Raw genomic sequence first — 13659 nt, forward strand, 5'->3', positions numbered from 1 at the left:
GGACCTTCTTGCAAGGGCTGCTGCCGGGCGATGGACGCCGGGCAGCAGCCGACAGGGACACTCAGGCGGACATGATATCAATAATGGTGCTGTCTGTGGCAGACATGCCGTCCTTCACCATCTGACCCACGTTGCGAATGGTCTGATCCACGTTGTCGGAAACGATCCCCTGCCCCGACACCGAGTGGCTGTTGAGCGCCATCAGGAAGCCACGTACCGCCGCGCCGGAGGAGGTACTCACCTTCATGGCGCAGGAGGCTTTGGCTCCGTCACACACCATGCCGGCACTGTCGCTCAGCACGTTCTGGATGGCGAAGCAGGATTGCTCGAAGCTGCCGCCAGCGAGATAGACCATGGCCATGGCGGCTGCCGCGCTGGTCACGGTATTGCCGCAGAAGGCCGACAGCGGCGGATAGTGGGACTTGATATAGATGGCGCCCAGATGGCTCATGATGAGGGCGCGAGCCAGCTGCTCTTCACTGGCACCATAGCGCTCGGCAATCACCATCACCGGAATGGTGGCCGCGATGCCCTGGTTACCGCTGCCAAAGTTGCTCATGGCAGGCAAGGTGGCGCCCCCCATACGAGCATCGGAGGCAGCCGCCGTCATCATCACGATGCGGTTCATCACATCCTCGCCGATGAGGCCGGCATCGATGTTCTGCTGCATGGTACGACCGATCTCGAGACCATAGGGGTTGTTCATCCCCTCGGCGGAGAGCTTGCCATTCAGTTCGGAGGCCTTGAGGATGAACCTGATCTGCTCGAACTCCACCTGGGTGGCGAACTCATAGATGGCGGCGATGCTGATATCCACGCCATCGCAGATGGCGCCGGTGGCACCGCTCTGACTCTGATCGGCGGTGAAGGTCACCTCGCCATCGCGACGCTGCTCGACGATGCGGGTATGGCCACCGCACAGGGTCACTTCGGCGCTGTGCTCTTCACCGTTTCCATCAGAGCCATAAACAGTCACGCGGCAGAAGATAAACTCGGGGGCAGCAGTGCGGCTGACCAGCACGCCACCTGCATCGATCAGGGCCTGGGCACGGGCCACCTGATCTGCGGTGATGGCGGCCAGCACCTCCAGTCCGCCATCGGCATTGCCACCGAGGGCGCCGGCTGCGGCGGCGATCGCCAGACCAATCTTGCCGGTACCCGGCACATAGACACCCATCGAGTTCTTGTAGAGATTATCCGACACCGCCACCTCGATACGACGCGGTGCGCAGCCCAGTTGCCGGGCGGCAACTGCGGCGGCATAGGCAGCGGCGATAGGCTCGGTACAGCCCAGCGCCGGTTTGACAACCTGTTGAATAATCTGCAGATACTGCTGCCACGCTTGTTTCATTGATTGAACCTTTCTCTATCCGTTACCGAGCGATATGGGCGATCGCTTCCACTTCAACCTTGACGCCCATCGGCAGATCCTTCACCGCGAAGCAGCTGCGCGCCGGACAATCTTTCTGGAAATAGGCTTTGTAAACCTCGTTAAACGCGGCAAAATCGCTGATCTCGGCGAGATAGCAGGTAGTCTTGAGGACTGTCTCCAGCGAGCCGCCGCCCGCCTCCAGCACCGCTTTCAGGTTTTCGAGTGCCTGACGACTCTGTGCCTCAATACCGCCGGCAACCACGCCGCCCTGCTGTTTGCACACCGGCAGCTGGCCGGAGGTAAAGATGAGGTCGCCATAGACAGTGCCATGGCTGTAAGGTCCGATGGCGTCGGGAGCCGAGGCCGCAGTGATGATTTTTTTCATATTACCCACTCCGTAATTGCAATTATTTTTGCATTTATAGCTCTACTTTCGCTCAACATTATTTGCTTTTTAGTTTATCCATTCAACAAAAAGATAGAAAAATGGCGTAAAAAGGCATCTTTAGGTCTCATAGTAAACCGTGATCACCCTCCTGATTTGAATAAAAGAGAGCGCGGACGCATTGTTTGCAACGCATTCATTCAACTATATTTGCGCCCACTCTTACCCTTACAACGACAAGAAGGTTCTAATGGACGCGCATAGCACCACACTCAACGGCCCCATGATGGGCACCCTGGAATGGAAAGAGGCGGTTCGCTTCGACAGCACCGACTGGGGCTGGATCATCATGAGCATCGGTATGGCCATCGGTGCGGGGATCGTCTTCCTGCCGGTACAGGTGGGGCTGATGGGCTTGTGGGTCTTTCTGCTCTCGGCAGTAATAGGCTATCCGGCCATGTATATGTTCCAGCGCCTCTTTATCAATACCCTGGCCACCTCGCCCGAATGCAAGGATTACCCCAGCGTCATCACCGGCTACCTTGGCAAGAACTGGGGTGTGCTACTCGGCGCCCTCTACTTCGTGATGCTGGTGATCTGGGTCTTTGTCTACTCCACTGCCATCACCAACGACAGCGCCTCCTTCCTGCAGAGCTTCGGTGTCACCGACGGCCTGCTCTCGGAAAATCCCCTCTACGGTCTGGTGCTTATTTGCGGTCTGGTGGCGCTGGCCTCGCGCGGCGAAAACCTGCTGTTCAAGATCTCCACCTTTATGGTGCTGACCAAGATCAGCGTGGTGGCCGTGCTCGGCCTGATGATGGTGGACAAATGGGATGCGGCCAACATCACCGCCATGCCCGCCGCCGGTGACTGGATGAAGGATGCCATCATCATGCTCCCCTTCACCCTCACCTCCATCCTCTTTATCCAAAGCCTGAGCCCAATGGTGATCTCCTACCGCTCGCGTGAGAAGTCGCTGGAAGTGGCCCGCTTCAAGGCGATGCGCGCCATGAATATCGCCTTCGGCATCCTGTTTGTGGTGGTGTTCTTCTACGCAGTCTCCTTTACCCTCGCCATGGGTCACGATCAGGCGGTCAAAGCCTCCGAGGAGAACATCTCTGCACTGGCGATGGTGGCGCAGGGGATGCCCGGCCAGACCCTCAAGCTGCTCAGCCTGACCCTCAACATCTTTGCGGTAATGACCGCCTACTTCGGCGTGTACCTCGGTTTCCGTGAAGCCTGTCAGGGGCTGGCAATGAACTTGCTGCGCCGGGTGCTGCCGGAAAACCGCATCAACAAGGGATTGGTGGGCAAAGGGATCATGGTGTTCACCGTCATGCTCTCCTGGGGTGCCATCGTGCTCAACGCCCCGGTGCTGAGCTTCACCTCCATCTGCAGCCCCATCTTCGGCATGGTGGGTTGCCTCATCCCGGCCTATCTGGTCTATCAGGTGCCGGCGCTGCACAAGTACAAGGGCACTTCCCTCTACATCATCATCGTCACCGGCCTGCTGCTCTGCGTCTCGCCTTTCCTGGCGTTCAACTGATTGGCCAAATAACCAGATAGCCAACAGACGGGTCACCTTCGGGTGGCCCGTTTTCATTGGTATTGAGCTGGCAACAGAACAAAAAGCCAAGGGGATCACAACTTCCCCCTCTCCCTGACCGAAGTGCTGCGGCGAGGAGTAATATTCAGCCATAACCGCATGCACCCGTCTTTTCGGGTATCGAGGCCTCATATGAAATGGATTTTCAACCCGGCTATCAGGCTGGGCAACCAGCTCTCTTTCAAATACAAATTTCTGCTCTGGTCCTGTCTGATGCTGCTGCCGCTGGCCTACAGCATGGCCAATCTGCTGGGACGGCTGCAGGATGACAACGAACAGGCCCGCAAGGAGCTGGCCGGCGTCATCAATCTGGCCCCGGTGCCCGCCATCGAGCAGGCGCTGCTGACCCACCGCAATCTGGTCACCCAGCACGCCTACGAGCAGAGCCCGGTGGGAGAGGATAAGGTCAAAGCCGCTGCCCAAGCGGTGGAGGATAGCCTGTGCGCCTTTGCCGATACCCGTCAGGAAAATCCCGCTTTCGACGCCCTCAAACAGGGGTGGGCTGCCCTGCAGAGCGAAGGGAGCAAGCTGGAGGTTGATCAGAGCAATCTGCGCCACGACAAACTACTGACCGAAGTGCGCCACCTCTACAAGAACATCACCGCCGCCAGCAGCCTGATCCAGGATCCGGCGCTCGGCACCTATTACATGGTGATCCTCACCAGCGAACGGCTGCCACAACTGCGCGACCTGCTGGCTCAGGTGCGGGATCGCGCCGCCACCATCGCCGACTTCGGCCTGTTTCAGGCGGAAGGGTACAGCGGCCTGCGCTTTCGCCTTGACCTCATCAACGCCACCCTGCAGGAGCTGGAAGCCGATCTGACCCTGCTCTACCAGATTGAACCCGCCTATCGCGCCGAGCTGGGCCAGCAGACCGATGTCCTGCTGCAACAGGTGCGTCAGGGGGTCGATACCATGGAAAACAAGATGATGAAGGATCAGCTGGTGCAGCTCTCAACCAAGGAGGTGCTGGCGCTGGGAGATGGGCTCGACAACACCATCACCAAGCTGGCAGGCCAGGTGCGCCAGCGGCTGGAAGCCGACCTGCATCAACGCATGGCAGCCAACCAGCGCCATTTCTGGTGGGTCACGGCGCCACTGACCGCCATCCTGCTGCTCTATATCTACCTGATGATCGGCGCCTATCTCTCCCTGCGAGACACGGTGGGCCGGGTACGGGAGATCGCAGCCCGGGTCAACGCCCAGGATCTCAGCCAGCATATCGAGATTGTCGGTCAGGATGAGCTGGCGGCCATCAGCCGTGATTACAACATCACCCTGGAGACCCTGCGCACCCTGATGCGGCGGGTACGGGAAAACGGCGTAACCGTGGTGGAGAGCGCCACCGAGATTGAGGATCGCACCTGCCGCTCTCAGGAGGTGATCGCCGCCCAGCAAGGGGAGACCCATCAGGTGGCCACCGCCATCAAGGAGCTGGCCGCCACGTCACAAGACATGGCGGGCAACGCCCTGCAGGCTGCCCGGATGACTCAGGAAGCCCAGCAGGTGGTGGGTAAGGGCGAGGCCGTGGTCGATCGCACCATCAAGGCGATCGACCATATCAACCGCGAAGTACTGCGCACCGCCGAGAGCATTGGTCAACTGGAGCAGCAGTGCAGCCAGATTGGTGGTGTCATCAGCGTGATACGCGGTATCGCCGAGCAGACCAACCTGCTGGCACTCAACGCCGCCATCGAGGCCGCCCGGGCGGGTGAACAGGGACGCGGCTTCGCCGTGGTAGCCGATGAAGTGCGCTCGCTGGCCAGTCGCACCCAGGGGGCCACCGTCGAGATCCAGCAGATGATTGAACAGCTGCAATCCGGCGCCCGCGCCTCGGTCAATGCCATGTCTGCCGCCAGCCGCGAAGCGCAGGAGGGGGTCGGTCTCGCCCAAGAAGCCCAGCACGCTTTCGGCGCCATCACCGAGAAGGTGGATCGGATGGTCGATACCAATGCCATCATCGCCAGCGCCATCGAACAGCAGGGCGCAGTGGTCAACGAGATCGAGCGCAATGTGGTGCGCATCTCCGATGGCAGTGACGAGGCGCTACAGGTCGCCAACGAGGCGCGCGATGCTGCTCGCCAGATCCACCAGCTTACCGAGCAGTTACGCAGCATGGTGCAGAACTTCGTCCTCTAAACCGGCCCGATCGGGTCAGCCATCAGTTAAAACCAGCCCCGTCGGGCTGGTTTTTTTATGCTCTGCTTCCGCCCCGCTAACCCCGAGCGGAGTGATGCAAAAACCGCCATCGCTGTTGCGTGCAAGAATGCAGCCAGAGTAAGCTCGGATGCAATAAAAAGAGTCGAACGCTACCTCTTTCCTGCACAAGTACAAGATATCGGCAAGAAAGTAGAAAAGCAGTTCAACCCGCGGAAGGTCACATCACGACAAACCCGTTCAGGCGAGGTATCGCAGATGGCGAAGTACCAGTTTTTTACCATGCCGGACTCCAACAGGCAGCACTACACCTTTATCGACATGGCCTCCCCCACCTTTCTGCCCGAAAAAGAGGCGCTACTGGCGCAGGGATTTGAAGTCGAGGAGGATTTTATCGATGCCTGGAGTCCGCAAGAGGCGGTGGAGAAGTACCGCTCCAACTTTCTCTACGTGGCCGATGAAATAGGCAAATCAGACAGCAGCTACGCCTTTGCCGTCGCACTGATGGAGATGGGCAAGAGAGTATTTGGCCGCAACTCGGGCCATTAATCGTTAAAAAGAGTTGGCCATCGCGCCCACAGACTCGATGGCCACTGGTTTAACAACAGGCCAGCTGGCGGAGCATCTCGATCAGCTCCTCTTCGCTGCTCGGCTCGTAAGCAAGCTGCAGACAGGGGGCCGCGCCCCCCATCAACATGTAGACATTGGTGCTGCAGTGGTCGTAGTGATACCACTTACCATTGATGCAGACGTCGGTATAGCACCTCGGATCCCTTTCCAGTTCCATATTCACATCCTTTTGTTACATCTCCACAACATCACTTCTGACCGTAAGACAACCGACGACCGGGTATCTTGATACAGATCAAGATGTGTCGCGACTGCCAGTCAAGAAACTGAAAGGATGTGGGCAACTGCTTGAATCATGATAAGTAATGACTCTGTTTTAGAGCTGTTAAGCTCCCCGTCAGTCATGACAGCAACAATGGAAGATATCGGCTGTTTAACCGACATACTGGGTAAACGGGATAAAAACAGGATGACTTGATGGCGAGTCCACACATAGACCTCAACCTTTTTCGGATCTTCGATCGCGTCATGACCGAAAAAGGGGTATCAACAGCAGCCAGCAGCCTGGATATGACCCCTGCGGCGATAAGCCAGGCCATTCGCCGCCTTAGCGACCAGATTGGCGAGCCACTATTTCTCCGGGAAGGGCGCGGGATCACACCAACCAGCCGGGCCCTCGCCCTGCACAGGGAGATCCGCACAGCCCTCAATACCATGGAGCGCTCCCTGCAACTCAATCAGGAGTTTGATCCCGGCACCAGTCAGCGCGTCTTTCGCATCGCCAGCCATCCGGATCTGGATCTGCTCCTGCTACCCAGACTCCTTGCCCATCTCGCCGCAACAGCACCTCACTGCCGCGTCGAATCAGTCCCCGGGCTCTATGAGGAGCATCTTCGCCAGCAAGCCCTTCGCCAGCACAATATCGACCTGATACTGGCCAGCACTGCATTGGAAGAGAGCGGCTTTTTGAGCCAGCCACTACTGAATCTGGAACTCAGAGTCGTGTGCCGTGCCGCGCATCCCCGCATTGAACATCAGCTCGACTTCGAGGCCTTCTTTGCCGAAGAACACGTGGTGTGGGACGTGAGACGCAAAGATGACTGGGTGATCCGCAGCCTGACCAGCAAGAACTTGCCACCACGCAAAATCGCCTATGAAAGCAACGCCCTGCTGACAGCGCTCTCTCTGGTCAGTCAGACTGACTGGCTCTGTGTCACCAGCCAATGGCATCTGGCCATGATGCGCCAACCACTTGCCCTCAAGGACTTTCCTCTCCCCTGGGAGTCTGCCCCCTGCCCCGTCTACATCAACTGGCATCAGAGTGCAAAACGAGACCCCGCACTCAGCTGGCTTATTCAACAGTTACAACTTCTCACCACAGCTGAACCCAATCGCAATGGTTTAACGCCTGCTTAAAAATTGATTATTGCGAACTGCAATGATCGGGGATGCTGAACAAGTTACGCTAACTGCGTGTAAAAAGTGATGCATCCTCTCTTTCTTATATAAAGATGATTATCAGATGCCACACTATTAATTGATGTCGTATCAACATCATCGATTAATCACATTTCTGATGACACTCATTCACCAACCAAAATAAAAACACCATAACATGATGAAAAAAATACTCCTGCCCCTATGTATAGGTGTGGCTATGCCTGCCATCGCCAAATCATCAGACAATTCGGCACCATTACAGGATATGTCTGACCCACTTGCGGTATATAGCCAATGGGGAGGCGGCATTAGCGACGATGGTCTCAATCTGAAATTCGGCAACCAATATGACAGCGGTAGCCAAAACAAACGGGCGATGAATATCATCGAAGCAAAAGGGGTCATGGGTGAAGGCCTGGGCTGGTCTGATCATCAAACTCGTGACAACTCCCTCGACAGCCTGCGGCTGCGCAATTTCACCATCAATACCGAGAACGGCCTCGGCACCCAGCTGGATATCATCTACAACTTTGATGAAAGTTATCTGGCCGAACAGAACTCCTCTGTCTCCTATAGTCTGATTAAAGCACTGCCGGCCTGGGGCCCGCTTCAGCTATATCCTCTGGCTGGAGTTGGTGCCAATATATCAATGAATCAATATATTGATAGTAATCGTAAACAGATCGATGCCGGTTATACCATTCCTGGCACATTTTATCTCGTCGGAATGTATAGCAAACTGACTCTTAATGAAAAGTGGTGGTTGAATTACAATCCTATGTTTGCCAATACCCTTTCAGGCTCCGAATTTTATAAAGAGAATGCCTTCGGTGATGGCGAAAGTGCTGCGCTGTATCACGAGGTCGCACTCTCCTATCAATATTCAGGGCGACTTAACTTCAGAACTTTCATCAACTGGAACAATATTGCCGGAATTGAGGAGGCCACCTATCGACTGGAGTTCAATTACCAGTTCTGACACACCTTGCCAATTATGCCTGGCAATTTCAAATACGGCAGGCTGCAATCTCCTCACTACACTTAGCCCTGCCGCCCAACACCACTACCTCTGGAGTAATTCTGATGAAACCAAGGTTTTCAGCACCCACGGTCGTCACTATCTTGCTGTCCGGTGCCCTGCTTCTGCAGCCCGCCTGGGCAGTCATCAATCCCAAACCGGCTAGCGAATTTACCATCAAGGCGAACCAGGGTGTGCTGCACACCCTGCCGTTCAATGACAAGCAGGATTTCGAGGATGCCCAACGCGGATTCATTGCCAAACCCGATACCCTGACCATCAGGGATGACAATGGCAACGTGGTGTGGGATCTGGAGCAGTACAAGACCTACATCGGGCTCGACAAGGCATCCCCTGACACCGTCAACCCCAGCCTGTGGCGCAACGCCCAGCTCAACATGCAGTACGGCTTGTTCAAGGTCACCGACAAGATTTACCAAATTCGCGGCTTTGACCTCTCCAACATCACCTTTATCGAGGGTGACAAGGGGTGGATCGTCTTCGACCCGCTGATCTCGCCGCAAACGGCCAAAGCGGCACTGGCATTTATCAACAAGACGCTGGGTGAGCGTCCTGTCACCGCCGTAGTCTATAGCCACTCTCACGTAGATCACTACGGTGGTGCCGCAGGCCTGTTCAAGTCACCTGATGAGGCGAAGAAGAAGGGCGTCGAAATCATCGCCCCTGAAGGATTTACCGAACATGCAGTATCGGAAAACGTCATTGCCGGCAACGCCATGGCTCGCCGCGCCGTCTACATGTATGGCGCCCTGCTGCCGCGCAACCCGCAGGGCGGCGTCAATGGCGGTCTGGGACAAACCACTTCCACTGGTGTCCCCTCACTGCTGTTGCCAACCCGCTTTATCACCAAAACCGGTGAGACGCTGACGGTCGATGGCGTCAAGATGGTCTTCCAGATGACCCCGGGCACCGAAGCGCCCGCCGAGATGAATACCTGGTTCCCGGACAGCAAGGCTCTCTGGATGGCAGAAAATACCACCAATACCATGCACAATATTCTTACCCTGCGTGGTGCTCAGGTGCGCGATGCGCTGAAATGGTCGAGCTTTCTCAATGAAACCATCGAAACCTGGGGGGCACAGGCCAATGTCAAATTCCAGAGTCACCACTGGCCACGCTGGGGCAATGCCAACATCGTCGACTACTTCAAAAAGCAGCGTGACCTCTACAAGTACATCCATGACCAGTCGGTACGCCTGATGAACATGGGCTACACCGGTGAGGAGATCTCCGAGCAGATCACCCTGCCGCCCGAGCTCAACGACTTCTGGCCTAACCGCGGTTACTACGGCACCCTGCGCCACAACAGCCGCGCCGTCTATCAGCGCTATATGGGCTGGTACTCCGGCAACCCTTCCGATCTCGACAACCTGCCACCGGAAATGGTCGGCCCCAAATATGTCGAGTTCATGGGTGGCGAAGAGGCATTGCTGAAGAAGGCCAAGGCCTCGTTCGACAAAGGCGAGTATCGCTGGGTCGCGGAAGTGCTCAAACACCTTGTATTTGCCAACCCGAACAACAAAGAGGGCAAGCTGCTGCTGGCGGATACACTGGAACAACTGGGCTATCAGGCTGAATCAGGCCCGTGGCGCTCTGTCTATCTGCAAGGGGCTTATGAGCTGCGCAATGGCGTGCCCACTGGCGGTGGCACCGTCACGGCATCGCCGGATACCATCCGGGCCATGACACCCAGCATGCTGTTTGACTATCTGTCGGTACGCATCAATCCGGAAAAGGCGGCGGGCAAGAAGATGGTCATCAACATGGAGTTCACCGATATCGGGGAGAAACATACCCTGAGCCTGGAAAACTCGGTACTCACCCACACTACTCGCTATGCCGACAAGCCTGATGTCACCATTACCCTGAGCAAGAAGACGCTGGATGACATTCAGCTCGGTCAGGGCACCATGGAGCAGAAGATTGCCAGCGGCGAGATCAAAATCAAGGGTGATCAGCAGAAGTTCAGCGACTTCATCAGCCTGCTCGACAAGTTCAACTTCTGGTTCAACATAGTGACCCCATGATGCAACGCACCTTGCGCGCATGCATGGTCCTGCTCTGCCTCATCCCCGGGATGGGGCAGAGCTGTGGTTATGATGCCCTTTATCCCAATCCGTTCGAACAGAGCTGGCCTGGCACGGTCAATATCGCCATGGCCACGGCAACTGCGGTGAGCCGTGAGCAGTTGCCCCCTTTGGCAGCCCTGACAGGCGAAGCCGGCTTCTCCCGTAGCCAGGCATGGCTCCAGACCCTCAAAAGTCGACTCCAGCAGGCAGGGGTAGGCGGCGGGATCTCCATCCTGCTTATCGACTCAGGACTCTGGTCAAGAGTGCGAGGCAAGGAGTCTCTACTGCTCCAGTTGCACACCAGCGGCCCAAACCCCAAAGACCGGGTGATGCTGCTGAGTGAAGCCGCCATCAACGCCATGCTGAATGGGTCGCTCACCATTGAGCAGGGACTGCAATTGGGTGTTGTGGAGCTGCAAAGAGACGACAACCAGCAGTTGCTGCGGGATCTGCACAAGGCGCTGAGCTCGCAGACCTGACCGCCAAACGAGGAACAGATAGAACAAAGGGAGGCATTTGCCTCCCTTTTTATGCCTTCACGGCGAACGTCAAGCGCAGGCGCTTATTCGTCTTCCAGATAGGCGTAGCCTTGCAGACCCAGCTCCAGCTCGTCGAGCAGGGCTTTGCGGGTTGCGTCGTCCAGCGCCGGGTGGGAAGCGATCCGCTGATAGTTCTCGCGAATGACGGACGGGTCGATGTTGACGTAACGCAGCAGCTGGTCGACGGTATCGCCGCGCACCACATTGCGAATGTCCATCTTGCCCTCTTCGTCCAGCCACACTTCCGCGCAGTGGGTATCACCGAACAGGTTGTGCAGGTCGCCCAGGATCTCCTGATAGGCACCGACCAGGAAGAAGCCGACGTGGCACTCTTCGTTCTCGCCGTAAACCGGCATCGGCAGGGTGCTCTCGACCCCCAGACCGTCGACGTAGTGCTCGACCTGACCGTCGGAGTCACAGGTGATATCCATCAGGATGCCGCGACGGCTGAGCGGACGCTCGAGACCGGCCAGCGGCATCACCGGGAATACCTGACCGATACCCCAGGCATCCGGCAGGGACTGGAACAGGGAGAAGTTGGCAAAGCACTTGTCAGCCAGCTTTTCACTCAGTTCGTCAGCCAGCGCACGGTGGTTGCGGTTGACCGGATTGAGCAGCTCTTTGAGCGCCAGACAGGTGTTCTGGTGCAGCATCTCGGCCCAGGCACGCTGTTCGAGGTTGAGCAGACCCATGGTGTACTGGGTGTTGACGTCAGCCAGATCGGCTACCGAGTCGTGGAAGATCTCCAGCAGGGAGGGATCTTCACCGCTCAGATCCTGCCACCCTTTCCACATGTTCTGCAGAATGGTCGGCGCATCTTCGCCCGGTGCACTGATGTCGTTCATCTCCACCCCTTCGGCACCAATGATGTTGGTGACCAGTACGGCGTGGTGAGCGGTCAGGGCACGGCCGGACTCGCTGATGATGGTCGGGTGCGGCAGGTCGAACTCGCGGCAGACATCGCCGATACCCCATACCACGTTGTTGGCGTACTCGGAGAGGCTGTAGTTGGCGGAGCAGTGGCTCTGGGAACGGGTTCCCTCGTAGTCCACACCCAAGCCGCCACCAACGTCAACGACTTCGATGTTGGCACCGAGGCGACGCAGTTCGGCGTAGAAACGGCCGCACTCGCGGATACCGCCCTGAATGTCGCGGATGTTGGCGATCTGGGAACCCAGATGGAAGTGCAGCAGTTGCAGGCAATCCAGCTTGCCGACACTGCGCAGACGCTCGATCAGCGCCAGGATCTGGGAGGCTGACAGACCGAATTTGGACATGGAGCCGCCGCTCGACTCCCACATGCCGGAGCCGGTGGAGGCGAGCTTGGCGCGCACGCCAATATTGGGCTTGATGTTGAGACGAGCTGACTCGTCCAGCACCATCTCCAGCTCGGAGGGCTTCTCTACCACGATGTAGACCTTGTGGCCCATCAGGTTGCCGAGCAGAGCGTGGCGGATATATTCGCGGTCTTTGTAACCGTTGCAGACGATCACCGAGCCTTGCTCATGGTGATGGGAAAGCACGGCCAGCAGTTCCGGTTTGGAACCAGCTTCCAGGCCAAGCCTGGGCTTGTCGCTGTAGGACTGGCTGATGGTCTCGATGACACGACGCTGCTGGTTTACCTTGATCGGGTAAACGCAGAGGTAGTCCCCTTCATAGCCTGACTTTTCGATGGCCTGACCGAAGGCATTGAACAGCGCATCGACCCGGCTCTTGAGGATGTCGGGGAAGCGCAGCAGCACGGGGGTGGTCAGCCCGGACTGACGCAACTGTTCGATGGCGTCAGAAAGCACGATCTGTGCGTCAGGGCGTGACTTGTCGGGAGCAACGGTCACATGACCGGCGTCATTGATATTGAAAAAACCCGCACCCCAGTAGGGAACGTTGTAGACCTTCAAGGAGTCCTTGCTGGACCAGTTAGTCATGGGCTATGCCTCGCAAATGAGCGACGGGAAGTCGCCTTCGTTACCCTCAATCACATCCAGACCATCTTGTGCAAAGCAGTGTTGCGCTTTGCACATCGCGGCAAGCCAGAGGCTGCCTGGTGGATCTTGGGAAGTAACGAGTCTTGATGTGGGGCTGGTGGCTTTACATCAAGCTCAACGGTATGCGGTGCTACGTTACGTTGCGCCGCGGTACTTTGATGACAAACGACATCAGCCACGTCGTCCGTTCATCATTCGGCAGCCATCACGACAGCAGGAGAGGGTTCCAAGGAAGAGAAGCGAAGGCGCCAGCACGCATGCGTGTTGATAGACGACAACAACCACAGCCCAGCTCATATCCAGTGACCGCCCATGACAAGGGAAGATGATGAGCCGTTGGCCCACTCGGTCAAAAGAAAGATGAGTGTCTGTTGTTCTCCCTGATACCGGAGCCTAACCGGTATTAAAGAAACCATTCCCCAGCAGTGTCTGTCGTTTCTGCGTGCCTCGCCCTATAGGCGTATGATCCTTCCGGTTTCTGGCGGCTCTGCCTGCTT

11 protein-coding genes are annotated in these 13659 nt (G+C 57.1%); 7 read left to right on the forward strand and 4 right to left on the reverse strand.

The window, feature by feature from the left end:
• Positions 1 to 61: 61 nt before the first annotated feature.
• A complete protein-coding gene (locus tag WE862_RS17990; protein ID WP_042031338.1) occupies positions 62 to 1351 on the reverse strand; it encodes a serine dehydratase subunit alpha family protein in 1290 nt (429 codons plus the stop codon).
• A gap of 22 nt (positions 1352 to 1373) precedes the next feature.
• Positions 1374 to 1757 (reverse strand): Rid family detoxifying hydrolase, encoded by a 384-nt coding sequence (locus tag WE862_RS17995; RefSeq protein ID WP_042031339.1) that lies wholly within the window; start codon positions 1755 to 1757, stop codon positions 1374 to 1376.
• A gap of 250 nt (positions 1758 to 2007) precedes the next feature.
• On the opposite strand from WE862_RS17995, the gene WE862_RS18000 reads away from it, so the two are divergent.
• The 3 genes from WE862_RS18000 to WE862_RS18010 all read left to right on the forward strand — a co-directional run bounded on the left by WE862_RS18000 (position 2008) and on the right by WE862_RS18010 (position 6069).
• Entirely contained in the window at positions 2008 to 3303 is a 1296-nt protein-coding gene (locus WE862_RS18000) for an amino acid permease (RefSeq protein ID WP_042031340.1), read from the forward strand.
• Between the two features lie 192 nt (positions 3304 to 3495).
• Positions 3496 to 5502 (forward strand): methyl-accepting chemotaxis protein, encoded by a 2007-nt coding sequence (locus WE862_RS18005; RefSeq protein ID WP_042031342.1) that lies wholly within the window; start codon positions 3496 to 3498, stop codon positions 5500 to 5502.
• Positions 5503 to 5778: 276 nt separating this feature from the next.
• Complete coding sequence (locus tag WE862_RS18010; RefSeq protein WP_042031343.1) at positions 5779 to 6069, forward strand: hypothetical protein; 291 nt, start codon at positions 5779 to 5781, stop codon at positions 6067 to 6069.
• A gap of 49 nt (positions 6070 to 6118) precedes the next feature.
• Here WE862_RS18010 and WE862_RS18015 read toward each other — a convergent pair whose 3' ends face one another.
• Positions 6119 to 6307, reverse strand: a complete 189-nt coding sequence (locus tag WE862_RS18015) for a hypothetical protein (protein WP_033115019.1) — start codon at positions 6305 to 6307, stop codon at positions 6119 to 6121.
• A 260-nt stretch (positions 6308 to 6567) separates the two neighbouring features.
• On the opposite strand from WE862_RS18015, the gene WE862_RS18020 reads away from it, so the two are divergent.
• The 4 genes from WE862_RS18020 (at position 6568) to WE862_RS18035 (ending at position 11117) form a co-directional block, all read left to right on the forward strand.
• Complete coding sequence (locus tag WE862_RS18020; RefSeq protein WP_042031344.1) at positions 6568 to 7506, forward strand: LysR substrate-binding domain-containing protein; 939 nt, start codon at positions 6568 to 6570, stop codon at positions 7504 to 7506.
• 241 nt (positions 7507 to 7747) lie between these two features.
• Positions 7748 to 8509, forward strand: coding sequence for a hypothetical protein (locus tag WE862_RS18025; protein WP_198493489.1), 762 nt, complete (start codon positions 7748 to 7750; stop codon positions 8507 to 8509).
• 104 nt (positions 8510 to 8613) lie between these two features.
• A complete protein-coding gene (locus WE862_RS18030) occupies positions 8614 to 10596 on the forward strand; it encodes an alkyl/aryl-sulfatase (protein ID WP_042031346.1) in 1983 nt (660 codons plus the stop codon).
• On the forward strand, positions 10593 to 11117 hold the full coding sequence (locus WE862_RS18035; protein ID WP_042031348.1) for a hypothetical protein: 525 nt from the start codon (positions 10593 to 10595) through the stop codon (positions 11115 to 11117). Before WE862_RS18030 ends, WE862_RS18035 begins: the two co-directional genes overlap by 4 nt.
• 83 nt (positions 11118 to 11200) lie before the next feature.
• Here the strand turns inward: WE862_RS18035 and speA are convergent, their stop codons facing one another.
• On the reverse strand, positions 11201 to 13102 hold the full coding sequence (gene speA, locus WE862_RS18040; protein ID WP_041208699.1) for a biosynthetic arginine decarboxylase: 1902 nt from the start codon (positions 13100 to 13102) through the stop codon (positions 11201 to 11203).
• Between the last annotated feature and the right edge of the window lie 557 nt (positions 13103 to 13659).

This window comes from Aeromonas jandaei (assembly GCF_037890695.1).
GTDB classification, from domain to species: domain Bacteria; phylum Pseudomonadota; class Gammaproteobacteria; order Enterobacterales; family Aeromonadaceae; genus Aeromonas; species Aeromonas jandaei.